21 protein-coding genes are annotated in these 25,260 nt (G+C 53.1%); 20 read left to right on the top strand and 1 reads right to left on the bottom strand.

The annotated features are described in order from the left end of the window. Positions 1 to 36 precede the first annotated feature (36 nt). The 4 genes from OIN60_RS08610 to OIN60_RS08595 all read left to right on the top strand — a co-directional run bounded on the left by OIN60_RS08610 (position 37) and on the right by OIN60_RS08595 (position 2,902). Positions 37 to 297: a YlbG family protein gene (locus tag OIN60_RS08610; protein ID WP_305754643.1), complete on the top strand. Its 261-nt coding sequence runs from the start codon at positions 37 to 39 to the stop codon at positions 295 to 297. Between the two features lie 249 nt (positions 298 to 546). Next, complete coding sequence (locus OIN60_RS08605; protein WP_305754451.1) at positions 547 to 984, top strand: hypothetical protein; 438 nt, start codon at positions 547 to 549, stop codon at positions 982 to 984. A 112-nt stretch (positions 985 to 1,096) separates the two neighbouring features. Next, a complete protein-coding gene (locus tag OIN60_RS08600; RefSeq protein ID WP_305754450.1) occupies positions 1,097 to 2,041 on the top strand; it encodes a selenium metabolism-associated LysR family transcriptional regulator in 945 nt (314 codons plus the stop codon). Positions 2,042 to 2,044: 3 nt separating this feature from the next. Continuing rightward, the gene (locus tag OIN60_RS08595; protein WP_305754449.1) at positions 2,045 to 2,902 is read left to right on the top strand and encodes a PHP domain-containing protein; all 858 of its coding nucleotides are present in this window, start codon (positions 2,045 to 2,047) and stop codon (positions 2,900 to 2,902) included. Between the two features lie 117 nt (positions 2,903 to 3,019). Here OIN60_RS08595 and OIN60_RS08590 read toward each other — a convergent pair whose 3' ends face one another. Then, on the bottom strand, positions 3,020 to 4,774 hold the full coding sequence (locus OIN60_RS08590; protein ID WP_305754448.1) for an Rqc2 family fibronectin-binding protein: 1,755 nt from the start codon (positions 4,772 to 4,774) through the stop codon (positions 3,020 to 3,022). A gap of 244 nt (positions 4,775 to 5,018) precedes the next feature. Between OIN60_RS08590 and OIN60_RS08585 the strand changes: the two genes are divergently transcribed. The 16 genes from OIN60_RS08585 (at position 5,019) to pknB (ending at position 25,230) form a co-directional block, all read left to right on the top strand. After that, positions 5,019 to 7,817, top strand: a complete 2,799-nt coding sequence (locus OIN60_RS08585) for a calcium-translocating P-type ATPase, SERCA-type (RefSeq protein ID WP_305754447.1) — start codon at positions 5,019 to 5,021, stop codon at positions 7,815 to 7,817. A gap of 150 nt (positions 7,818 to 7,967) precedes the next feature. Beyond that, positions 7,968 to 8,804: a diaminopimelate epimerase gene (gene dapF / locus OIN60_RS08580; RefSeq protein ID WP_305754446.1), complete on the top strand. Its 837-nt coding sequence runs from the start codon at positions 7,968 to 7,970 to the stop codon at positions 8,802 to 8,804. A gap of 268 nt (positions 8,805 to 9,072) precedes the next feature. Beyond that, the gene (locus OIN60_RS08575) at positions 9,073 to 10,089 is read left to right on the top strand and encodes a hypothetical protein (protein ID WP_305754445.1); all 1,017 of its coding nucleotides are present in this window, start codon (positions 9,073 to 9,075) and stop codon (positions 10,087 to 10,089) included. A 142-nt stretch (positions 10,090 to 10,231) separates the two neighbouring features. Continuing rightward, positions 10,232 to 12,121: a bifunctional homocysteine S-methyltransferase/methylenetetrahydrofolate reductase gene (locus OIN60_RS08570; RefSeq protein WP_305754444.1), complete on the top strand. Its 1,890-nt coding sequence runs from the start codon at positions 10,232 to 10,234 to the stop codon at positions 12,119 to 12,121. A gap of 32 nt (positions 12,122 to 12,153) precedes the next feature. Beyond that, on the top strand, positions 12,154 to 13,041 hold the full coding sequence (locus OIN60_RS08565; RefSeq protein ID WP_305754443.1) for a YicC/YloC family endoribonuclease: 888 nt from the start codon (positions 12,154 to 12,156) through the stop codon (positions 13,039 to 13,041). A gap of 53 nt (positions 13,042 to 13,094) precedes the next feature. Further along, positions 13,095 to 13,355 (top strand): extracellular matrix/biofilm regulator RemA, encoded by a 261-nt coding sequence (gene remA / locus OIN60_RS08560; protein WP_020615370.1) that lies wholly within the window; start codon positions 13,095 to 13,097, stop codon positions 13,353 to 13,355. 13 nt (positions 13,356 to 13,368) lie between these two features. Continuing rightward, a complete protein-coding gene (gene gmk, locus OIN60_RS08555; protein ID WP_305754442.1) occupies positions 13,369 to 13,938 on the top strand; it encodes a guanylate kinase in 570 nt (189 codons plus the stop codon). 42 nt (positions 13,939 to 13,980) lie between these two features. Further along, a complete protein-coding gene (rpoZ, locus tag OIN60_RS08550; RefSeq protein ID WP_305754441.1) occupies positions 13,981 to 14,181 on the top strand; it encodes a DNA-directed RNA polymerase subunit omega in 201 nt (66 codons plus the stop codon). A 146-nt stretch (positions 14,182 to 14,327) separates the two neighbouring features. Then, the gene (gene coaBC / locus OIN60_RS08545) at positions 14,328 to 15,545 is read left to right on the top strand and encodes a bifunctional phosphopantothenoylcysteine decarboxylase/phosphopantothenate--cysteine ligase CoaBC (protein WP_305754440.1); all 1,218 of its coding nucleotides are present in this window, start codon (positions 14,328 to 14,330) and stop codon (positions 15,543 to 15,545) included. 22 nt (positions 15,546 to 15,567) lie between these two features. Next, positions 15,568 to 18,105, top strand: coding sequence for a primosomal protein N' (gene priA / locus OIN60_RS08540; RefSeq protein WP_305754439.1), 2,538 nt, complete (start codon positions 15,568 to 15,570; stop codon positions 18,103 to 18,105). A 90-nt stretch (positions 18,106 to 18,195) separates the two neighbouring features. After that, a complete protein-coding gene (gene def / locus OIN60_RS08535; protein WP_305754438.1) occupies positions 18,196 to 18,684 on the top strand; it encodes a peptide deformylase in 489 nt (162 codons plus the stop codon). Between the two features lie 15 nt (positions 18,685 to 18,699). Continuing rightward, a complete protein-coding gene (fmt, locus tag OIN60_RS08530) occupies positions 18,700 to 19,653 on the top strand; it encodes a methionyl-tRNA formyltransferase (RefSeq protein WP_305754437.1) in 954 nt (317 codons plus the stop codon). Further along, positions 19,650 to 21,032 carry a 16S rRNA (cytosine(967)-C(5))-methyltransferase RsmB gene (rsmB, locus tag OIN60_RS08525; RefSeq protein WP_305754436.1) on the top strand — a complete coding sequence of 461 codons (1,383 nt, stop codon included), beginning with the start codon at positions 19,650 to 19,652 and terminating at the stop codon, positions 21,030 to 21,032. The genes fmt and rsmB overlap by 4 nt, the downstream gene beginning before the upstream one ends. Positions 21,033 to 21,238: 206 nt before the next feature. Next, entirely contained in the window at positions 21,239 to 22,279 is a 1,041-nt protein-coding gene (gene rlmN, locus OIN60_RS08520; protein ID WP_305754435.1) for a dual-specificity RNA methyltransferase RlmN, read from the top strand. 6 nt (positions 22,280 to 22,285) lie between these two features. Next, entirely contained in the window at positions 22,286 to 23,059 is a 774-nt protein-coding gene (locus tag OIN60_RS08515; protein WP_305754434.1) for a Stp1/IreP family PP2C-type Ser/Thr phosphatase, read from the top strand. After that, positions 23,056 to 25,230 carry a Stk1 family PASTA domain-containing Ser/Thr kinase gene (gene pknB / locus OIN60_RS08510; protein ID WP_305754433.1) on the top strand — a complete coding sequence of 725 codons (2,175 nt, stop codon included), beginning with the start codon at positions 23,056 to 23,058 and terminating at the stop codon, positions 25,228 to 25,230. The genes OIN60_RS08515 and pknB overlap by 4 nt, the downstream gene beginning before the upstream one ends. Positions 25,231 to 25,260 lie beyond the last annotated feature (30 nt).

Genomic DNA, 25,260 nt, shown 5'->3' with positions numbered 1-25,260 from the left:
CCGGACCTGCTGCTTGAAGGAAAAGGGGGAGAAGGCATGTTTGCCGAACGGACAGGTTATATCATTTGGGTATCCGATGTGAAAGCCGCGCGCAACCTGGAGAAATACGGGAGCGTTCATTATATTTCCAAGCGTCTTCAATATGTCGTCATGTATATGGATGCGGAACGTGCGGAGGATACGGTTAAAAATATCCGTAGGCTTTCATATGTGCGTAAAATTGAGCGTTCTTTCAGGAACGAAATCAAGACGGAGTACACTAAAGCTCAGGATAAAACGAATTTTTACGGGATGTAGGCTACCGTTAGTCGCTTCTTAAAACGCAATAAAGCAGCAAATTCAAAAAAAGCAGCCCTGAGGCTGTTTTTTTTGGCATCTTGAGCAATTGCTGTCATGTGTCAGTTTTGCTCCGAGGAAGAAAGCAAGGTATACTTGTCTATAGGCACACACTTAGTCTACATGAATAGTTTGTAGCCGTGGGACTATTAAAGTAACATATTGGATATATTTAGATAGTAAGACCTATCTACCGGAGAGTGATATCCCATGCGAGATAAAGCAATGCAGCGTTGGAGTACCTATGAGCCTTTCTTTGTAGCTTTGGGCGATAAGAGAGTAGCCGACATCGTCATAACGAACCATGCCAAAATGCGTTATAGCGATCGCGTGGAGAACAAGGAGACCGGTACAGATCAGATTGCTTCCTGGTTATGGGAATGCCTCAAGCAGAACAGAGTGACATCTTATTACCGCAATGAACAGGATGTATATCTTATCGATAAAGATATCGTCGTCGTGGCGGAGTTCGGCCAGCTTTCCGGTGAAATGGATATCGCAGGCAATCCGCTGCATAAAATGATCATTGTTACTTTTCTTGGGCGCATGTCTGAAACGATTGAGCTCAGGGATTTGAAATCCTATTATTCATGGTTGCGCCATTCGCGGCGCATGACCCTTATCAAGAATAGCCGCAAGCGGAGATGAGCCCGCCTCAGTCTTGCGCTGTCAGAGCATGCAGACGACTGCACGCTCTTTTTTGTGAGCATGCAGTGAATTGATAGGTTACAATGAAGGAATAGGAAAGGAGCGGAATCGCTTGAACTTTCATCAGCTTCATATTTTTTATACCGTAGCAGAAAGAGGGAGCTTCTCATCTGCCGCTCAAGCGCTTCATATGACTCAGCCGGCCGTAACGATGCAAATTCAGTCCTTGGAGGATTATTTCGGCGCTAAGCTGCTAAAGCGTTCCACCAAGAAGATTGAGCTGTCCGAGGCGGGGAAAACACTGCTTCCGTACGCCAAAAGAAGTATAGAGCTTTTCCGCGAAGCGGATCAGTCCATGTCCTCCTTCACGCACATGCTGGAAGGCAGGCTTCATCTCGGGGCAAGCCTTACGATCGGAGAATACGTGCTGCCGCGGCTGCTGGGCCCGTTCGGACGGGAGTTTCCTCATATCAGAGTGATGATGAAGGTCATGAACACAGCCCAGATCATGGATGAGATTCTGAAGAACCAGCTCAGCTTCGGATTGATCGAAGGGCCCATTCAGCATGCCGATATTGCAGTGGAGCCTGTCATGCAGGATGAGCTGAAACTCATCGTTCCCGCTGGCCATCCGCTGGCGGAGCAGCAAAGTGTGCAAATGAAGGATGTTCTCGCTTATCCCTTCGTCCTGCGGGAGCAGGGCTCAGGCACGCGTCAGGTGATGGAAGAGGAGCTAATCCGCAAAAGCTTCGATCTTTCCAGGCTGGATGCTGTGATGGAGCTCGGCAGTACAGGAGCGGTGAAATCGGCGGTTGAGGAGGGGCTGGGCCTTACTATGCTGTCACCTTCCTCAGTCAAGCACGAAGTGGCCCTTGGTTTGCTCAAGGTTGTGGATATTGAAGATGTATCCTTTAAACGGCAGTTTTACGCGATACATTTAAAATCCTCTCTGCTCCCAATCCCGGCGGTCACCTTCCTGACTTATTTACGCCGTCACCAGCCAGAGCAGATGACCGAGGCACAGGACAAAGGCCAGCCACAGAAAGAGGGGGTGTAGAAGATGGAAATGCAAGGTTTATGTGATTTACATACGCACACAACAGCATCGGACGGCATGCAATCTCCGGCTGATAACGTCAGGCTTGCCAGGCAAAAAGGACTGGCTGCCGTGGCGATCACCGACCATGATACGGTAGCCGGAGTACCGGAAGCACTTGAGGCCGGGCGGCAATACGGGATAATAGTTGTTCCCGGCATTGAAATCAGTACCCGCATGAAGGAAAAGGACATTCATGTGCTCGGGTATTATGTCGATTACCGGGACCCTGTGTTTCTGGAGCGTCTGGAAGGACTGCGGCGAACCCGTGATGAACGCAACGGACTTATTATTGCCAAGCTTAATGATCTTGGCATTCCAATCACCATGGAAGAGATCAAGAACCGGCTGGGCAGGCCGCTGGAGCCGGACGAGACCCTGGGGCGACCTCATATCGCTGATGTGCTGGTAGCAAAGGGCTATGCGGCTGATCTCAGGGATGCCTTTGACAAATATCTGGCTGAGGGGGCCGCTGCGTACATCTCTGTCCCCCGTCTTTCGCCTGGCGAAGGCTGCCGCTGGATTCGGGAAGCAGGAGGTGTGCCGGTGCTGGCCCATCCCGGCTTATATGGAGACGACGAACTCGTTCGTTCTATTCTCGAGCAGGAGAAGCCTGACGGACTGGAAGTGAGCCACTCGGATCATGATGCTGCCGCGGAGGCGAAGTACCGGGACATGGCTGAGAGCTATGGGCTTATTCCTACGGGGGGCTCTGATTTTCACGGAATGCGGCAGGGAGTCGTGTTTCATGGAGAATTGGGCGGGCGCACAGCCGATATCAAGACGCTTGAGCGACTGCAAGCCGCCGTGCAGGGAGCCTGACGGACCAAGCCTTGGAGCAGGAACAATAATAAAGGATGAAGCCGTGCGTGTTTTGCACAGGCCTCATCCTTTTTTCTTTCAATATGGACTTGCAGGGAAAGCTGCAGTAGCAGGGTCTCAACTGCTTTTCAGCTTGCTGGGGAGCCGCTTGATCAGCTCCTCATCCGGCGTAATATACAGCGTCCGCTGATGGTCGTAGATGACAAAGCCCGGTTTGGACCCGCTCGGCTTGCGGACATGGCGGATCAGGGTACAGTCGACAGGAACGCTGCTCGATTGCTTGGCCTGGCTGAAATAGGCTGCCAACTGCGCTGCTTCCTCCAAGGTTGTATCACCATAGCTGTCCGAGCGAATCACCACATGAGAGCCGGGGATATCCTTAGTGTGGAGCCATGTATCATTGGGTCCGGCCAGTCGATTGGTAAGATACTCATTCTGCAGGTTGTTTTTGCCCACATAAATCTCGATGCCTTCCGAAGAAATATACTGATGCAGTGACGGGCGGTCATTCTTTTTTTTCTTTTTGGCTTTCTTGGCCCGGTCACGGAGATATCCTTGCTGCACCAGTTCATCCCGGATTTCTTCAATATCGCTCATGGATGCATGCGAGAGCTGCTGGAGCAGATTTTCAATATAGGTGATTTCCTCATGGGTTTTGAGCTTTTGCTCCTCGATGACGGCCAGGCTGTTTTTGTATTTGTTATATTTTTTAAAATAGCGTTGGGCGTTGTCAGAGGGGTTGAGCAGCGGATCGAGCGGAATGGCCACCGGCTTTTGCTGCTCATCGTAAAAGTTGACAAGCACCGCTTCCTTATCCCCTTTGGTCACCTCATGCAGAGAGGCGAACAGCAGCTCCCCGTAAATACGGTACTGGTCCGCATCCTCCGCATCCATCAAATCCCGCTGCAGATTGTCCAGCTTTTTCACATTTTTACTGCGTTCATTTTGCAGGAAGCGCAGCAGGTCGCTTACCTTCTGCTTAACACTGTCGCGTTCGGCTTTATCGCCGTAAAAATCCTCCAGGCATTGACTGATGGAGTCATATTCCTTGGCTGCCCCTTTAATCTGTCTCAGGGGGATGGCGGAGAAAACGTCCTTCCCCTTCGTGTTCTGTCCGGATACAGGCTGGTAGCGATGCTCTCTGACGTCGGCCATTACCTCTGAAAAGCCCTTCCACAAACGTTCCGCATCTCCGCTCTGTTCCCCTGGATGCAGACCTGCGGCGTCGGCTGACCTCAGCATAATCTCTTCAGCAATTAAAGGACTGATGCCGGTAAATGTATTCACGATCCACTGTGATATATCCGCTTGCTCCGTATCGAGTGCAGCCTGAAAAGCGGCTGTATCCGTCTCAAGCGGGTCAAGCTTATGCTGCTGCGGCGGTTCCGTGTACGAGAAGCCAGGCATGACCACACGATAGCTGCTGATTGCCGGGGTCACATGATGAATGCCGTCCAGGATGGTGCCTGTCGCCGGGTCCAGCAGGATGATGTTACTGTGCCGCCCCATTAGCTCAATAATGATGCGTTTCTGTGACAGGTCACCCAGCTCGTCCCGCTGTCTTATATCTATATGAATGATACGCTCCATGCCGACCTGTCTGATGTCTTCGATGATGCCGCCTTCGCAATGCTTGCGCAGCAACATGCAGAACATGGGGGCCTCGGCGGGATTGATGAAGGTCTGGGCCGTAAAGTGAACACGTGGATAAGTAGGGTTTGCCGACAGCAGCAATTTTCCGCTCCCGCCCTGAACCCGCAGATTAAATACAATATCTCTTTCATTGGGCTGGTGAATTTTATTAATGCGTGCGCCGCGGCAGCTTTGCAGCTCTTGGACAATGGCGCGCGTAACGATTCCGTCTAATGCCATAATTGCAGTTCTCCTGTCATGAATGATAGATAGCGATCATTTCCGGATATATGAATGACCTATTCCTTTATGATACATAAGTTTGCCCCAAAACATAAGACCAGCCCGTGTGATAATTGTGAACCTGTCCGAATAGATTGAAGTAGAGGCTGTCCGGCCGCTTATTTTCTTTACCTCAGTGTGCTGGACGGAACTGCATCAGCCGACGAACGGATTATGAGAGACCGGGAGGGGAAACGGAAGAATGGAACAAAGGCATTGGCACCAATTAGGCGCAGAACAGTTGCAGTCGGACTTGAACGTGGATCCGAAGCGCGGTCTGACAGGGGATGAGGCAACGCTCCGCCGCAAAGAGGCGGGCTGGAACGAACTTTCCGAGGGTAAGCGCATTTCACCTATCACGCTGCTGCTGAATCAATTTAAAGATTTCATGGTGCTTGTCCTCATGGGAGCGACGCTTGTGTCGGGGCTGCTGGGAGAGTATCTTGACGCCATTACCATCATTGCCATCATACTGCTGAACGGTTTGCTCGGATTTGTCCAGGAATTTCGGGCAGAGCGCTCGCTGCGGGCACTCAAGCAATTGTCCGCCCCGTCCGCGAAAGTGGTCCGGGATGGGAAGAGCTTGTTGATTCCCGCCAAGGAGCTTGTTCCGGGAGATATCGTACAGTTGGAGAGCGGGGACCGCATACCTGCGGACCTTAGGCTGCTGCATACCAGTAGCTGTGATGTTGAAGAATCGGCTCTGACCGGTGAATCGGTACCGGTAAGCAAGCACAGCCGTCCGATTCCAACCGCGGAAGTTCCCCTCGGCGACATGAAGAATATGGGCTTCATGGGTACGATGGTTACACGCGGAACAGCGAAAGGAGTCGTTGTCCGTACAGGAATGAACACAGAAATGGGCAAAATCGCGGATTTGATCCAAAACACCGAAGCACAGGAAACGCCTCTTCAGCACAGGTTGGAGCAGCTCGGCAAAATTTTAATCATCGTAGCGCTGGCGTTAACCGTGCTAGTTGTAGCTGCAGGAATTCTGCATGGTCAGCCGGCAGTTGCTATGTTTCTTGCAGGGGTCAGTCTGGCCGTGGCGGCAATTCCGGAAGGGTTGCCTGCGATCGTTACGATTGCTCTTGCACTTGGTGTTCAGCGCATGATCAAACGCAAGGCTATCGTGCGCAAGCTGCCTTCCGTGGAAACGCTGGGCTGCGCATCGGTCATTTGCTCCGATAAAACGGGCACGCTGACACAGAACAAAATGACGGTCACCCGTCTATGGATTGGCGGACGTGAGCTGCAGGTTAACGGTGAAGGATACGAACCGTCCGGCAGCATTCTCACGGGCGGCCGCCCGGCGGATCTGAAGAATGATTCGGCGCTGCGCAGGCTGCTTCAGGGCGCGGCACTGTGCAACAATGCGGAGATCGCGCAAGCGGAAACCGATTGGAGCCGGGGGAAAAAGAAGGTTAGTGTACAAGAGGAGATCACGTGGGAGCTCAAGGGAGATCCTACGGAAGGCGCCCTTGTTACGCTTGCAGCTAAAGGTGGGGTAACACAGCAGGAACTGGGAGAGAGTTATACACGGGAGAAGGAGTTTCCGTTCGATTCGGAACGGAAGCGGATGTCTGTGCTAATCGGTGATCGAAGCGGCAAACGTACTATTTTCTGTAAAGGTGCCCCGGACATGCTTTTGGAGCAGTGCACCCGCATTCTGTGGGAGGGAAATGAAATTCCGCTGACCGGCACGCTGCGCCAGAAGGTGATGGCAGCGAATGAAGGCCTGGCCTCCGGCGCGCTGCGTGTGCTCGGGATCGCTTATCGTGAACTGCGCCCGCAAGAGAATGTCGGCAGCGAATCCGAAGCGGAATCCCAGCTTGTGTTCATCGGTCTGACCGGCATGATCGACCCTCCACGCCGCGAGGCCAGGGAGGCAATACTGAAATGCCGTCGGGCAGGCATACGCACTGTCATGATTACAGGAGATCACGGCACAACCGCGGAAGCGATCGCCCAACAGCTCGGTATTTTGCAGCGCGGGTCGCAGGTCCTTACGGGGCAGCAACTGAGCAATATGGATGAAGAAGCACTGGACAAAGCAGTGGACAGCACATCCGTCTATGCACGGGTATCGCCGGAGCATAAATTGCGGATTGTTAAATCGTTGCAGCGCAGGGGGCATGTGGTGGCGATGACTGGTGACGGCGTTAATGACGCCCCTGCCATCAAAGCGGCGGATATCGGTATAGCGATGGGCATTACCGGGACGGATGTTACGAAGGAAGCTGCTTCCCTGGTGCTGAATGATGACAATTTCTCGACGATTGTGGCGGCGATTGAGGAAGGACGAAGTATCTACGAGAATATCCGCAAATTTATCCGCTACTTGCTCGCCTCCAATGTGGGAGAGATTTTGACCATGTTTTTCGCGATGATGGCGGGATTGCCGCTGCCGCTGCTGCCGATTCAAATTTTGTGGGTCAACCTGGTTACCGACGGGCTGCCGGCCATGGCGCTCGGGGTTGACCAGCCTGAGAAGGACCTGATGGAGCAGCGTCCACGCGGAGCCAAGGAAAATATTTTTGCCCGTCGGCTCGGCTGGAAAATTATTAGCCGTGGTCTGCTGATCGGCTTTTGCACCCTTGCCGCCTTCTGGCTGACGCTCCGGGTCGCTCCCGACAGCGCGGCACAGTTAGCCAAAGCACAGTCGGTTGCCTTTGCGACCTTGGTGCTGGCGCAGCTCATTCATGTATTTGACTGCCGCAGCTCCAGATCCATTTTTCACCGCAACCCGCTTCAGAACGGCTATCTCGTGCTCGCTGTACTGTCCTCCATCGTCCTGATGCTGGTCGTCATGTATGTGGAGCCGCTGCAGTCTATCTTCAAAACAGTGCCGCTTGGCATGCGTGAATGGGCGCTCGCCATCGTATTCGCAGGCATTCCGACATTTCTGATGGGAGCGGGCAGCGTGTGGGGAGGGCGACGTCACCGCCGCCGCGGCGGCCCCGGCCGTTTCCTGCAGAGCAAGCCGAATTTGTCCGCATAAACTGAGGTCAAGCAGGGCCATTGCGCAAAGTTCTTTTACCTCGACTTGGCGGTATGCTATCATGATCATACGATCGGTACGGTGGTTAGTGTGGTATATGTCAGCAGCCGTGGACCGAATTAGATGCAGCTGCCAAGGAGTGGGGAAAACTTGCAATTTACGAAAATGCACGGATTGGGAAATGATTTTATCGTGGTATACGGAGAACAGGAGCTGCCCCTGCAAGCGTCCGAATGGGCTGTGAAATGGTGCAGCCGCTTTTTTGGCATAGGTGCGGACGGGCTGGTGTTCATCCTCCCTTCGGAGCAGGCTGATTTCAAAATGCGGATTATCAATTCGGATGGCTCAGAGGCCGAGCAGTGCGGCAACGCGATTCGTTGTGTCGCCAAATATGTCTATGATCATGGTTATGCGGACCGGGAAACACTGACGATTGAAACGGTGAGCACCGGGGTTCAGCAGGTGGTGCTGACGGTGGAGAACGGTCTGGTGAGCCAGGTGCGTGTTGATATGGGGGAACCGGTGCTGGATGGTTTGCTGATTCCGACGGTGTTGGATGAGAAGCCGGTACAGAATCAATTGATGGAGGCAGGCGGGGCTGCGTTCCGTTTTACGGCGGTATCGATGGGAAATCCGCACTGCGTGATTTACGTGGACAATGCTGCGGACTTTGATCTGGATACGTGGGGGCCGATTCTGGAGGTGCATCCTCTGTTTCCGAACAAGACGAATGTCGAGTTTGCAACCGTGCTGGACCGCAGCCGTATTGAGATGCGGGTATGGGAAAGAGGAGCGGGTCCCACGCTTGCCTGCGGCACCGGAGCCTGTGCTACACTGGTCTCCTCCGTGTTGAACGGGTATACAGGCCGGGAAGCGGTGGTCAGCCTGAAGGGCGGAGATTTGTGGATCGAGTGGGACGAAAGGGACAACCGTGTCTACATGACAGGCCCGGCGGAAACGGTATTTACCGGAAGTATTCAAGTGTAACAAGCTGCTGCAGGGATAAGGATAAAGGCTGATGCCGCCCCATAAGTGATTTTTAAAAGTTAACAAACAGTCTCGATTAAAAAGAGCGAGTATTGGTGGTCAGAATGTCCACAAATACTCGCTCTTCCTTTATTTGTCATGGATGAGCTGTGCAGCAATCCAGGGGATTAGACAGGAACTTTGTCGTTTTACAGAAAGACTTGTCTGTTTTGCATGCAAAAAAACGTTATAATCATAAGTAATGAGAGAGAAGGAGGCGGTAAGACGAATGCGAAAAAAAGGATGGTTGTTTTTAGCGACGGCGGTAATGATGTTTACGGCCGCGCATTCTGCCCAAGCGGCATCTGTTCCTTCGACCGGAGAAACGACGGTCACAACGGTTTCATCTCTGACGCCGACGGTAACCAGCCGTCTGGAGGAAGCTGTGCGAAAGCTGGCCGGGAATGAAGCCTTCACTTTTGACACGGTCATGGATATGGGCAAAACATGGATTGTTGAAGGCCAGCTAAATGACGGGGCGGCCGTATTTCAGACCGAATATAATAAAGTCAACAGCAGAGTGGAATCCACCACATTAAAATACAAAATAGGCAGTATGGACAAAGTGCTTCCTGATGGACTTAAGAATAAAGTGTTAAAAGCTGTAGAATCCTTCGACAACGGTAAAAAGCTGCAGTTTGAAGCGTTCTGGCGTGTGCATTCACCTTATCAGACTAATGAGCCGAAGGATTACTGGGTATTCTGGGGAGCGGGGGACAGCTCTTCATCGCTGTATGTAGATATAGCGGACGAAAACAGCATTTCAATCAATGCCGAATATCCGGTGGGGGATGTGAATCCCAAGCTGGTGAGGCGGGCGGAGAATGCCATGCGCAACACCGGGGGCATAAATGTTGATGTCGCGCATGCTTCCCGGCATAAAGACGACAAAAACGGCAGCTTCTACTGGATATTTGAGGATGCGAACGAATCCAACAGCGTCAAAATCGGGGCTGTGACAGGCAGAGTGCTTGAGGTATCCACCCCGCAAACGGACTGGAAGAGTGACCGGGATTTTGCCGCTGCATTTGCCATGCCGAAATACACACAGACACAAGCCAAGGTTGCCGCCGCAGTTAAGGCGAAACGGCTGTTCAATATGAGTCTTTCCGGTTACAGCGTAAAGATTCAGAAGAACACCTATACCTTCACCAGAGAGGGGCAGGCGACACTCGCTGGGAAAATCAACAAAAAAGGTGTCTTTTATGAGCTGAGCCTCGTCCCGTCTAACGGAAAGCTGCAATAATAGAGGTATCATTATATTCCGGGACGGCAGGCTGCCTTCGCTTTGTGGGGATGGACGGATGTTTCTTAATCTTTTGTCTTATGTTCCAGTGAGGATTATGTTACATTAGTATGAAACAAAAATGACGGGGTGAAGAAAGCGGATGAAACCGGATTTGCGCACGGCATGGAAAAAGGAAGTACTGGTCGGGGACGGCGCTATGGGAACATTTCTATATCAGTTGGGGTTTCCGGTCGGGATTTCGTACGAGGAGTTGAATCTGACCGCCCCGGAAGTGATCGGGGATGTTCACCGCCGTTATTTGCAGGCCGGAGCCCGCGTGCTGGAGACCAATACGTACTCGGCCAATGCCTATAAGCTCGGTAAATTTGGCCTCGAATCAAAAGTGGATGAAATCAACCGCGAGGGCGTCCGAATCGCGCGCCAGGCGGCAGGTCCCGATAACTATGTTGTAGGCGCGATGGGCTCTATTTACGGAGCCAAGCGCATTAATATTACAGATCAGGAGCTCAAACGGAACTTTGATCAGCAGATTACCGCCTTGCTGGCTGAGGGCGTGGACGGAATGCTGCTGGAGACGTTCTATGAACTGGAGGAGATCCGCACCGCTCTGCAGTGTATTCGGACGTACAGCGACCTGCCGGTCATCTGCCAGTTCGCTGTGGATCAAGTTGGTATGACGCGTGACGGCTTCAGTATCAATGAGGCCTTTGCCGTTCTGCGCGGGGAGGGCGCTGATGTGCTCGGCTTCAACTGCCATTCCGGACCGCAGGGCATCATGAGCGTAGTGGAAACACTGAACAGGCCCCTGGATGTTCCCCTGTCCATATTTCCTAACGCCGGTTTGGCGGATTACGTGGACGGCCGGTATGTGTACGGAGCGGGTCCGGAGTATATGGCGGAGTGTGCGATTGCCTTTGCGGACCGGGGAGCGCGCCTGATCGGGGGATGCTGTGGCACCACCCCTGGACATATTGCTGCTATTGCGACTGCACTACAGGGATATGCTCCGGCTGCGTTGCCTGAAGCGCCCGAGGTCGGCAGGGTCCGACCAACAGTACTGGTGAACGATCATGAGCAGCAAGACATCGTGGGGGGCGGTTCCCCGCAGGAACCGACGCTTGTTGATCTCGTGAAGCAGCGGCACACGGTCATCGTGGAGCTTGATCCGCCGCGTGATCTTGACATTACGAAATTTATAGAGGGCTCGCGCGCCCTGAAGGCGGCGGGGGCAGACGCCTTGACACTGGCTGATAACTCGCTGGCTGTGACACGCATGAGCAACATGGCCCTGGGTTATCTGGTCCGTAGTGAAGTGGGAATGCGCCCGCTCATCCATATTGCTTGCCGTGACAGGAACTCCATCGGAACCCAGTCGCATTTGATGGGTTTTGATGCCCTGGGCATCGATCATGTGCTTGCGGTAACGGGAGACCCGGCCCGGTTCGGGGACCTGCCAGGTTCCAGTTCAGTATATGATATGACTTCATTTGAAATCATCCGTATGATCAAGCAACTGAACGACGGGATTGCCTTCTCGGGCAAGCCGCTGAAGCAAAAGGCAAAATTTATAGTAGGCGCAGCCTTTAACCCGAACGTCAAGCATTTAAATAAGGCCGTGGAGAGGCTAGAGAAAAAAATTGCATCAGGTGCCGACTACATTATGACTCAGCCGGTTTACGACCCTGAACTGATTGCAGAGATCAAACGGCAGACCGCCCATCTGGAGGTGCCGATCTTTATTGGTATCATGCCGCTGGCAAGCGGTCGTAATGCGGAATATCTTCATAACGAGGTGCCTGGAATTCAGCTTTCCGATGCGGTACGTGCGCGAATGGCGGGACTTCAGGGACCGGAAGGACGGGCGATGGGCGTCACGATCGCCAAGGAGCTGGTGGATGCGGCGATGGAGCATTTTAACGGAATTTATTTGATGACGCCGTTTATGCTCTACGAAATGAGCGTCGAGCTGACTTCCTATGTTTGGCAAAAATCGGGACAGCGTCCGTCCCCCTTGTTTCGGTCACAATAATCCATTAAAATAGTGTAATGGATGTGATGCCGATGTCATTAAGTATGACCGGATACGGTCAAGCCGTCCTCCATCACGGGGGCTATAAAGTGCGCTTTGAGGTGAAATCCGTAAATCACCGGTATTGCGAGGTGATGATGCGGATTCCGCGTGAATGGACCCGTTTTGAAGACGGTTTGAGAAGAGAGGTACAGCGGCGGGTGAAGAGAGGCCGCGTGGATGTCTTCATACAAAGAGAACGGGATGAGGAACAGGACTCATACGTACAATTAAACGAATCGGTAGTGCAGACCTACCTGGAGACCGCCGAGCAGCTCGCTTCCAAATATGGCCTTGATGGGAAGATTGGAATCAGCGAGCTGCTCGCTCTTCCGAATGTGTGGGTCGACCGGGACGGTACTGTCGAAGTCGAAGACGCGGAATGGGAGCAGCTTCTTCTGCGCGGTCTGGGAGAGGCCGTCGCCGGGATGCTTGATATGAGAAGCCGGGAAGGCCAGGTGCTGGCGGCTGACCTCAATAGCCGGATTGAGCGGCTGGAAATGCTGCACAGCGAGCTTGCGGCACTGGCTCCCACGGTTGTCGACGATTACAGGAACCGCTTGAAGCAAAGGCTTGCGGAGCTGCAGGGCGGCGCTATATTGCCGGATGAGCATAGACTGGGGATGGAGATAGCGCTGTTCGCAGATCGGTCCAATATCGATGAAGAACTGATCCGGCTGCGTAGTCATTTAGGCCAATGCAGGAATCTCCTGCTGTCGGACGAGCCCGCCGGCCGTAAACTTGATTTTTTGATCCAAGAACTGAATAGGGAAGTGAATACGATCGGCTCCAAAGCCAATCATCTTGAGTTGGTGAACCGCGTGGTTGAAATGAAAGCGGAACTGGAGAAAATTCGCGAACAAGCTGCGAATATGGAATAGCTTCCCGCTGGCTTGGCGGCAACAGTCATTTGTATAGGAGGAAGTACCTGAATATGGCAATCAAACTGATTAACATCGGCTTCGGCAATATTGTGTCGGCCAATAGAATTATCTCCATCGTCAGTCCGGAATCCGCTCCGATCAAACGGATCATTCAGGAAGCTCGTGACCGGCATATGCTGATTGATGCAACTTATGGCCGCCGTACCCGGGCGGTCATTATAACGGACAGCGATCATGTGATCCTGTCAGCGGTGCAGCCGGAAACAGTGGCACACCGCCTATCCACCAAAGATGATGATCATGACGAATAAAATGGAGTGTAATATGGCTAAGGGATTATTAATCGTTTTATCCGGACCTTCGGGTGTCGGCAAAGGAACAGTAGGCAGCGCACTCCGCAAGCGTCTGCCGGAACTGACTTACTCCGTTTCGGCAACGACCCGCCAGCCCCGGCAGGGTGAGGAAAACGGGGTGAATTATTTTTTCAAGACAAAAGAGCAATTTCTCGATATGATAGAGAAGGATGAACTGCTCGAGTATGCGGAATACGTAGGCAATTATTACGGGACTCCGCGGGATTTTGTCGAGCAGACGATCGAGCAGGGGAATGACATTTTCCTGGAGATTGAAGTTCAGGGAGCACTTAAGGTAAAGGAGAAATTCCCTGAAGGAATTTTTATCTTCCTGCTGCCTCCTTCGCTGGATGAGCTGAAGGATCGGATCCGCGGACGCGGGACGGAGACTCAAGCGACCATTGATCACCGGATGTCTGTTGCAGTCGATGAGATGAATTTGCTTCAGCATTATGATTACGCTGTTGTGAATGACGAGATTGATTTGGCCTGCAAAAGAATAGAATCGATCATCATTGCCGAACATTGTAAAGTTCGCTGATTCTAGGGATATCCCAATAAATTGTAAAGAGGTGTTCTGTTCATGCTGTATCCTTCCATTGATGAAATGATGAATAAAGTTGACAGTAAATATTCGCTCGTAGTTGCGGCCTCACGCCGTGCCAGACTGCTGCGTGAAGGCGAGAAGACTGAATTAAAACAGCCGAAATCGCATAAGCAGGTTGGTGTAGCCCTGGAGGAAATCTACAATAATTTATTGAAGGTCGAGCGTTCGGAAGAGTGATTTCTGACTTGGCGACAGTTGCGATTATGGAATTGTTCAGCTTCGCTGAAAATGATAAGTTTTATAATCTAAAAAAATAGGCGTTTCAGCCGTTCTTTTTTTGACAACCGCAAGGTTGTTATTTTTTTCTGCAAGGGGAGTGGATCATGTTGAAAGGAAAAAGAATCTTGCTGGGGGTTACGGGCGGGATTGCCGCTTATAAAGCAGCCGCGCTGACTAGTAAACTGACCCAAAAGGGAGCGGACGTACATGTCATCATGACCAACTCCGCCCAAAAGTTTATTACTGATCTCACGCTGCAGACGCTGTCCCGCAATCCTGTTTATACGGACACCTTTGATGAGAGGCAGCCTGAGGTGGTATCCCATATCCATTTGGCCGATTCTGCGGATCTTGTTCTTATTGCACCAGCTACAGCGAATATGATCGCCAAAATGGCGCACGGGCTGGCGGACGATATGCTGTCTACCACTTTGTTGGCCACAACGGCTCCCATTATGGTGGCTCCCGCAATGAATGTGCATATGTATGATCATCCCGCAGTGATCGACAACATGCAGACGCTGGTGTCCCGCGGCGTCATGATGATTGAACCCGGCCAGGGGCAGCTTGCTTGTGGATATGTTGGCAAAGGACGGCTGGAAGAGCCGGAGACGATCGTTGAGATCGTTGAACGTTACTTCGCGGAGATGGACAAGCCGCCATTGCCTCAAATGCTGCAGGGGAGCAAGGTGATTGTAACGGCGGGCGGGACGGTAGAACGTCTTGATCCGGTCCGCTATATTACGAATGACTCCTCGGGCAAAATGGGCTTTGCCATCGCCAAGGCCGCCAAGCAAATGGGAGCCGATGTCCGCATTATTGCGGGAAATACGAGCGCTGCACCCCCGGAAGGCATTGCTGTAGAGCGGGTAGGTTCTGCGCAGGATATGTATGAGGCGGTCATGAGACATTGGGAGGATTGCAGCATGCTGGTCATGGCGGCGGCTGTGGCGGATTACCGGCCGAAGGAGGAGGCTCCATCCAAGCTTAAGAAGCAGGGCGATACGCTGCAACTGGAGCTTGTCAAAACGGTGGATATTCTTGAATCGCTTGGGCAGCGCAAAACGAAGCAGTTTCTCATCGGGTTCGCAGCGGAGACGGAGCAGCTTGACCGTTACGCCCGTGAGAAACTTGAACGTAAAAACTGTGACCTGTTGGTAGCCAATGATGTGACCGTCGCAGGTGCCGGCTTCGGTACGGACACCAATGCGGTTCACATTTACGACCGCAATGGCTTGGTGGAGCAGCTTCCTGTCATGTCCAAGTATGAGGTGGCTTACCGCCTGCTGACTGCGGCCGCTGTCCGAATGGATAGGGCGTAAGGTGATGGGGGGTGCGGACGGTATGGACATTGCCAAAGTGATTGTGGACGTGCCCGCCAAGGATACGGACCGGACCTTTGATTATTTGATTCCCGATTCAATGCGTACCTGGATTGAGCCGGGAAGCCGGGTTGCCGTTCCCTTCGGTAAACGCACGGTACAAGGATTTGTAACCTCGATGCAGCCGGAGGCGGAGCCATCCCGCTTTAAGCTCCGGCCGCTGCAGGAGCTGCTGGACCTGGTTCCACCGCTGTCTCCCGATTTAGTAGAGCTGGGCGAGTGGATGAGCGAGCGGTATGCGTGCAGCCGGATTTTGGCACTGCAGGCCATGATTCCGACAGCGCTTAAAGGCAAGGCGGAGCGTTATATTTCCCTGGCTGACCGGCCAGTGGCTGACGAAGCTCCGGCTGACGCCGGTGCGCTTTTGGAGGATGACGGCATGAGCGACCCGGTGGAGCGGGGGATCGTGACCTATATTCGCAGCAAGCAGCAGGTAGCGCTGCAGGCGTTAAGCCGGCAATTCCCGCAAGAGGCAGCGGTTATCAAGGCTCTGCTGAGACGTGGTGTGCTGCAGGAAAGCCAGACCATCAGGGACAAGCTGCAGAAGAAGATGTTGAAGGCCGTTAATTTGGCTGTTCCGGTCGAGGAGGCTGAAGCCGCGCTTGACGACTTTCCAAAAAAAGCGCAGCGCCAGAAGGAAGTACTCGCCTTCTTGCTGGAGCGCAAGGAATTCCTGCCTCTTCCGTTGAAGGAGGTGCTCGCTTCCCTGCATGTGTCGGCGGCGGCTGTAAAAGCGCTCGAAAACAAGGGGCATCTGCGGATTGAGGATGTGGAGGTGTTCCGCGATCCGTATCGCGGTAGATACTTCAAACCGACACAGCCGCTCAAGCTAACTGGTGAACAGCAGTATGTATTTGAACGGGTGATCCGGCAGCTGGAAACGCGTGAGCAGGGGGCTTTCCTGCTTCATGGCGTTACCGGCAGCGGCAAAACCGAAATCTATCTGCAAACCATCAGCCACTGTATTGAACAGGGAAGGCAGGCGATCGTGCTTGTTCCCGAAATTTCTTTGACACCGCAAATGGTGGAACGGTTCAAAGGGCGGTTTGGTGATCAGGTGGCAGTTATGCACAGCCGTCTGTCGGGCGGAGAGCGGTATGATGAATGGCGTAAAATACGTGAAGGTCGCGTTAAGGTCGCCATTGGAGCCCGTTCTGCTGTATTTGCTCCGTTCGCCAAGCTTGGTCTGATTATCATGGACGAGGAGCATGAATCGTCTTATAAGCAGGAGGAAACACCGAAGTACCATGCCCGGGATGTTGCGATACGGCGCTCACACCAGCATGGAGCTGTCGTGATTCTCGGTTCGGCGACGCCAGCGCTGGAAAGCTATCATGCAGCCCGATCGCAAAGCAATGATGAGTTTGCCCCGCTACTACTGGAAATGCATACCCGCGCCCTCGGCAACACGCTGCCGGAGGTACGGATCGTAGATATGCGGGACGAACTGCGGGAGGGCAACCGTTCCATGTTCAGCCGGGCGCTGCATGATGGCATCGCAGGCAGGCTGGAGCGTGGTGAACAGACGGTGCTGCTCTTGAACAGAAGGGGCTACTCCACCTTCGTCATGTGCCGCAGTTGCGGTTATGTGGCCGGGTGTCCGGAGTGTGACATTTCGCTTACCTATCATCAGCGGTCCAATAACCTGCGCTGTCACTACTGTGGCTATGCGGCGCCTGCGCCGGAAGTGTGCCCGGACTGCGGGAGCGAGCACATTCGCTATTTCGGAACCGGTACGCAGCGAGTGGAGGAAGAACTGGCCAAGCTGTTTCCGGGCATACGCGTCATCCGTATGGATGTGGACACAACAACCGAAAAAGGCTCACATGAAAAGCTGCTGACTCGTTTCCGGGAGAAAAAAGCCGATGTGCTGCTTGGCACGCAGATGGTTGCCAAAGGGCTCGATTTTCCGGATGTGACATTGGTCGGTGTCATCACCGCCGATTCCTCGCTCAACCTGCCCGATTTCCGGGCGGCGGAGAAAACGTTCCAATTACTTACTCAGGTGGCGGGCAGGGCCGGCAGGCACCAGCTTCCCGGTGAGGTTTTTATTCAATCCTATACCCCGGACCATTATTCCATCATCCATGCGAGCAGGCATGATTACGCTTCTTTTATAAGGGACGAGCTGAATCACCGCCGCAGTCTGCATTATCCGCCGTACTGCCGCCTGATTATGGTGACCTTTTCACATGAGCAGCTTCCTGTTCTTGTCCGGCTGGCGGAGAATTTCAAGGCTTCGCTAGAAGGAAAAGCCAGAAAGCTGGGCTGGTTCGGAGCTATGGACCGTTTTACACCCGATGTATTGGATATACTGGGGCCAGTGGCTTCACCGGTGCCGAGAATCAAAAATAGATACAGATTTCAATGTATGATAAAATGGCGTGGACAAATCGACGCTGTCGGACTGGTCAGGAATGTGGTGGATGAGATGGCGGATGCCGTTCAGCGCCAGCATCTGCAAATCAGCCTCGATGTTGATCCGCAAATGTTAATGTAGACGGGCGGAGCCGCATATAATCCGAGGGATGGCGTTTTTCATAATCATATTAGGATAGTTTCAGCTTCCTAAGGTAGGAGTGGGTTAAGAATGGCAATTCGTTTTATCGTTAAAGAACCTGATGAGGTACTTCATAAAGTAGCCAAGGAAGTTACCAAAGTTACGCCAAATGTGCAGAAGCTGCTGGACGATATGGCGGATACGATGTATGACGCGGAGGGTGTTGGTCTGGCCGCTCCCCAGGTTGGTATTCTGAAACGGCTGATCGTGGTGGATGCCGGCGACGAGCATGGGCTGATCAAAATGATTAATCCGGAAATTGTGGCAAAGGAAGGCGAGCAATTCGGGCCGGAAGGCTGCCTGAGTATTCCGGGTTTAAACGGGGATGTACGCCGTGCCGAGAAGGTGAAAGTCAGAGGGCTCGACCGCGAAGGGAAGCCGCTGACCGTCACGGCTACTGGCCTGTTGTCCCGCGCTTTTCAGCATGAGATTGACCACCTGAACGGCGTCTTGTTTACAGACATTGCGGAAAAGGTTTACGATGCTGCGGCGGATGAGCCAGGAGCTGACAGCAAGTAAAGGGAGTGAGCACGAATGAAGGATGAAATTCGAATCGTCTTTATGGGCACACCAGACTTTGCTGTGCCTACCCTTGAGGCGCTGCTGGAGGACGGTTATCATGTCGTGGGTGTGGTGACCCAGCCGGATAAACCTCAGGGACGTAAAAAAATAATGACTCCGCCGCCCGTCAAGGAAGCGGCTCTTAAGCATGGTCTTCCGGTGATGCAGCCCCAGCGGCTGCGCCTGCCGGAGGCGGTAGCTGAGCTTGCGTTATGGGAGCCTGATGTTATTGTGACGGCGGCTTACGGGCAGATTCTGCCCAAAGCTGTATTGGACATGCCTCAATTCGGTTGTCTGAATGTACACGGCTCTTTGCTCCCGCGCTACCGGGGCGGGGCGCCTATTCAGCGTGCGATCATCAACGGTGAGGCGATGACCGGTGTGACGCTGATGTACATGGCGGAAGGCCTTGATACAGGGGACATGATTGCTAAGGTGGAGGTCCCTATCGAGCCTGAAGATACGTCCGGTACTGTATTTGCTAAGCTTAGCTCAGCCGGAGCGCAGCTATTGCGCGAACAGCTTCCGTTATTGCTGGCAGGCGAGGCTGAAAGAACACCGCAGAAGGAAGACGAGGCTACATATGCGCCCAACCTAACGCGCGAGGACGAGAAGATTGACTGGCAGCATTCCTCACAGGCGATTTACAACCGGATCCGCGGGCTTGTTCCTTTTTCCGGAGCCTTTACGCTGTGGGAAGGAAATGTATTTAAAATCTGGGGCGCCAAAGTTCCGAACGCAGGGCAAAGCTCTGTAGGCAGCGAGACACCGGGAACCGTGCTGAAGCTGACGGATGAGGGTATTGAAGTGCGTACCGGCGATGGCTCCATTTGGCTGAGCGAGATTCAGCCGGCAGGCAAGAAGGCGATGGCGGCCGGACAGTTTGCGCGCGGGGGACAAATGAAGCCCGGAACGGTGCTTGCATGAAGAACGGAGCGAAAACAGGCGGCCCGCGCCAAATGTCAGCCCGTGAAGTAGCGCTGAATATCCTAGCTGGGATTGAGCAAGAGGGGGCCTACAGCAATCTTGAGCTTAACAAAAGTCTGCAGCAGGCCCGCCTGTCATCGGCGGATGCGGGGCTCGTTACCGAGCTGGTATACGGTACAACCGCTCGTCGTAATACGCTGGACTATTTCCTGAACCGTTTCGTCCAGAAAGGAGCTGCCAAGCTGCAGCCGTGGGTTCGCAGCCTGCTGCGTATGAGCGCGTATCAGATTGTGTACCTCGACCGGATCCCGGATCATGCCGTCGTCAGCGAGGCGGTGAATTTGGCCAAGCGTCGGGGACATCAGGGGATCTCGGGGATGGTCAACGGTGTGCTGCGCAGTATGCTGCGTGAACCGGAGAAGCTGCTCCTTCCGGACAACCTGTCTGCCGTGGAGAGGATTGCGTTGGAGCACTCCCATCCGGAGTGGCTCGTCAAGCGCTGGATTGCGCAGTACGGCGAGGAAACGGCGGAAGCAATCTGCCGGGCGAACAATGAACCGCCTGCGGTCAGTGTACGGGTGAATACCACGATGACCAGCCGTGAACGACTGCTGGAGGAGATGAAGGCCGAGGGAATGGACGCGATTCCTTCGGATGTTAGCATGTACGGAATTATTGTGCGCAGTGGTGGCAACTTGGCCCTAACCTCCTGGTACAGAGACGGCCTGCTCTCCGTTCAGGACGAAAGCTCCATGCTGGTGGCCGAGGCTGTTGCTCCGACACCGGGCATGCTTGTGCTGGACTGTTGCGCGGCTCCCGGCGGCAAGACGGCGCATATGGGGGAGATCATGAAAGACAGGGGCCGTATTATCGCCAACGATCTTCATCCCCACAAGAAGAATCTGATCCAGGAGCAGGCAGGCAGGCTCGGTCTGGAATGTATCGAAACGGTAATCGGTGATGCCGCCGAGTTGCCGGATCGCTATCCGGCGGCATCGTTTGACCGTATCTTGCTGGATGCCCCCTGCTCAGGACTCGGGGTCATCCGTCGCAAGCCAGATTTACGCTGGAGCAAGTCGTTGGAGGATATTGAAGCGATAGCCGATCTGCAGTCTAAGCTGCTTGATCGTGTGTCCGGGCTGCTGAAGCCCGGCGGCTTGCTTGTCTACAGTACCTGTACGATTGAGCCTACCGAGAACGAGGGGCAGATTGAGCGATTTCTGAAGGATCATCCGGACTTCAAGCGTGTGGAGGAACAAGGCACTGTGTGGTCCGGTGTGGCAGAGGGGCTCAATGAGCACGGTGTCCTGCAGATTTTACCCCAGCATTTTCACAGTGACGGTTTTTATATTGCAAGGCTGCAGCGCTGCAACAACTAACGGCGATCCTTGATTGCAATGACCTACCAAGCATACTTGCCGCCGGGCTGCAGCCCGGCGGTTTTCTATTTTTGTGGCTGTCAAACTTGGGCGTTGATGAAAATTTTTTACCGCTTCTTTCATTTGTGCTAAAATAGGAAGAATGAGAAACAATACCCTTAATACGAACAACATAACTATTCAGAAAGTACAGGTGCTATATTAACATGAAACCTTTTATATACGATTATACGCTGGAGGAGCTACAGGCCTGGGCCATTGAGAACGGGGAGCCTGCTTTTCGCGGCGGCCAAATTTTTGACTGGCTCTATGTGAAGCGGGTAGACGATTTCAGTGGAATGACCAATTTGTCCAAGTCTTTGCGCGAGAAGCTTACCGACCAATTCAGCTTCGTCACGCTCCAGGAGATCACCAAGCTCGAATCCAAAGACGGAACCGTCAAGTTTCTCTTCGGTTTGCACGATGACCATGCGATTGAGACGGTCATCATGAAGCATAATTACGGCAACAGCATCTGTGTGACTACGCAGGTCGGCTGTCGCATTGGCTGCACGTTCTGCGCCTCTACACTGGGAGGACTCAAGCGGAATCTTACTTCGGGCGAGATTGTTGCGCAGGTCGTACAGGCTCAGAAAATTCTTGACAAAAAGGGTGAGCGGGTCAGCAGTATCGTGATTATGGGCTCCGGCGAGCCGTTCGAGAATTACGAGGAAACGATGAAGTTTCTGCGCATTATGATCCATGAGAAGGGCTTGAATATCGGGCAGCGTCATATTACTGTTTCCACGAGCGGCATCGTGCCGAATATTTATAAATTTGCCGATGAGGATACGCAGATCAACCTGGCGATTTCCATCCATGCGCCGAATGATGCGCTCCGGTCCAAGCTGATGCCTGTTAACCGCCGGTATCCGTTTCAGGATGTCATGGAGTCGCTCCGCTATTATCTGGCCAAAACCGGCCGCCGTATTACGTTTGAATATGCGCTGATCGGTGGGGTTAATGATCAGGAAGAGCATGCGGAGGAGCTTGGGGAGGTTCTGAAGGATATGCTGTGTCACGTCAACCTTATTCCGGTCAATCATGTGCCTGAACGCAAATATATCCGTACTTCCCGGAATGACATCTTCAAATTTCAGCGTAAGCTGGCTGAGAAGGGGATTAACGTGACGATTCGCCGCGAGCAGGGCCACGACATCGCTGCTGCCTGTGGACAGTTGCGTGCAAAGCATATGGAGTTGAGGTGAAATCATTTGATTAAAACAGTTCATGTCAGCCATGTCGGACGCGTGCGTTCGGTCAATGAAGATTCAGCCTGGATTCGTCATTTGGAGCAGGGATATATTCTGGGAATTGTTGCTGATGGAATGGGCGGTCATCTGGCGGGAGATACGGCAAGCCGCCTGGCAGTGGAGACCCTTGCCGCCGATTTGGCCACTTTGGAAACCGGATTGTCGGTGCATTCTTTGTCTGCGGCGCTCAGCGACGCTATTTTACATGCCAATGAAGTGATCTATCAAACAGCAGACCGCAACGTCCAATATCACAATATGGGCACGACGGTCGTGGCCGTACTGCTGAATGATACAAAGGGTGTAATCGGTCATATTGGCGACAGCCGGGCATATGTCATATCAGGGGGCACCACAACGCAAATTACGGAGGATCATACGCTGGTAAACGAGCTGTACAAGAACGGCCAGATCAGCAGAGAGGAAGTTGGGACGCATCCGCGCAGAAATGTGCTGACTCGCGCGCTTGGCACTGATATGGAAGTAGCTGTGGATTTGGATGCCATTGAGCTGAAGAAAGGCGATGTTCTGCTGCTCTGCAGCGACGGACTCAGCAATCTGGTGAGCGAGGAGCAGATCAATAAGGTTGTGGGTGCATCCGATATACCACTTGAGGAACGCGCGGACAGGCTGCTCCACCTCGCGCTGCTGGCAGGAGGGGATGACAACATTACCGTCGCCCTGTTTGAGTTACCGCAGGAAGCTTCTGCGGAGGAAAAGGGGTATGAAGCATGATAGGACATCTGTTGGGCGGAAGGTATGACATTATCGAGCGCATAGGTGGAGGCGGCATGGCTCTCGTCTACAGGGCGCAGGATATTTTGCTGAACCGCAATGTCGCTGTCAAGGTGCTTCGTCAGCAGTTTGTCCATGATGAGGAGTTTATCCGCCGTTTCCGGCGGGAGGCGCAATCGGCAGCTTCGTTATCCCATCAGAATGTGGTCAGCATTTATGATGTGGGACAAGAAGAGGATATCCACTATATCGTCATGGAATGCGTTGAAGGCAAAAATTTAAATGAAATTATTAAAGAACGGGCCCCCTTGCAGGTGGAAGAGGCGGTACGCATTGCCTCCCAAATCTGCGATGCGCTTGAGCACGCCCATCACAACCAGATTATCCACAGGGATATCAAGCCTCACAATATATTGATCGGTCGTAATGGCCGGGTCAAAGTAACAGATTTCGGGATTGCACGGGCGGTTACTTCCACGACGATTACCCAAACAGGCTCGGTGGTGGGATCGGTTCATTATTTCTCGCCGGAGCATGCAAAAGGTGTTACGACAGGAGAGAAATCGGATTTATACTCATTAGGCATCGTGCTGTACCAAATGCTGACGGCCCAGCTTCCTTTCCTGGGAGAAAGCCCGATCAGCGTCGCCTTGAAGCATTTGCAGGAGGAATTTGAAGAGCCGCGCAAAGTGAATCCTCTGATTCCGCAAAGTGTGGAGAACATTATTCTGAAATCCATGCGCAAAAATCCGCAGGAACGCTACCAGTCGGCGGAGGAAATGATGCAGGATCTAGAAACCTGCTTGCTGCCTGAACGCCGGAATGAGCACAAAATTCTCTTCGATGATGAAGAGGACGAAGCACAGACGCGGATTATTCCTGCGATCAAGCCTTTGCCCAGCAGCGGCATATCCAAGGCATCTGCGGACTGGCAGTCTGCTCCGGAGATGACGGAGGAAGTTCCGCAGCGTCCTGTGAGGAAAAGCAATAAAAAGGTGTACATCTGGGCGGGATCGGTAGTCGCATTGTTGGTTGCCATGGCGTTGCTGGTGATGTACGTGACCAATCTTATGGAAGTGCCTGAGGTTAAGGTACCGAATGTGGTCAATATGACGGAGGAACAGGCGAGAGCGGAGCTGGTCAAAGCCGGGCTGACGGTGAAAGAGCCGGTGCTGGAACAGTACAAAGAGGGAATAGATCCCGGAGTTGTGTTCATACAGGATCAGCCGGAAGGCACGGTGCTGAAAAAGGGAGCACTGATAGAGCTTACGATCGGAGCGGAGAAGCCATTGCAGAAAATGCCGGATCTCCTCTCTAAGCAGACCACTTACGAGGATGCTGTGGCTAAACTGGTTGCAGTGGGAATTCCCGAGGAACGGATTACCCGTGCTGATGATCAGTTCAGCGACAAGCAGGCTGGTACCATTATAGAGCAGACACCGGCGGCAAATACGGACTACAATCCGGACGAGGTCCAGGTTACACTAATCGTGAGCAAGGGGCCGGACACGATTAAGATGCCTGATCTGATCAATAAGACACAGGCTGAGGCGGAAAAAATGATCTCCGACGCCGGACTCAAGCTGGAGGCCGTAAGTGAGGAAAGCAGCTTCACTGCCGAGCAAGGCAAGGTCATAAAGCAATGGCCTGCTGCAGCCGGAGAAGATGTTGATCCTGGCTCTAAAGTGACCCTCACGGTAAGTACGGGTTTGCCTCCGGAAGCGATCACGTACTCGTATGAGTTGCCGGTCGCACCGGCGGAGGAAGGCAAAAACAGCGATATTCGTGTTACCTATACCGACGCACGTGTCAGCGATAAGGAATGGGGAAAGCGGACGATCAATACAACCCAGATGCTGACCATCGACCTGCTGCTTGCCCCGAATAAGGACGGCGTAGTTTCGGTGTACAGGGACGGACAATTTTTTGATACGTATGTGATTCCTTACATTGATGCCAAAAACGGAACCGTCCAGCAGCCTCAGGTTACGCCACCAGCTTCTAGTGAACCCGATCCGCCTGCGGGCGATGAATCGGACGGCAGTACTTCGGAAGGGGAAGGAAGTAGTGGAGAGGCTGATCCGGCGGCGGAACAGCAGGACAGTACCGATCAGACTACTGAAGAACAGAATCAATCAGGCGAAGAGGGACAGAACAATAATAACAATTGATTCCCTAAATCATGAAGGAGGACAGCTTAT

Origin of the sequence: Paenibacillus zeirhizosphaerae (genome assembly GCF_030705605.1) — a bacterium.
GTDB lineage: Bacteria > Bacillota > Bacilli > Paenibacillales > Paenibacillaceae > Paenibacillus > Paenibacillus zeirhizosphaerae.
The sequence above is the reverse complement of the archived record's forward strand: the minus strand, read 5'-3'. Positions and strand labels throughout refer to the sequence as shown.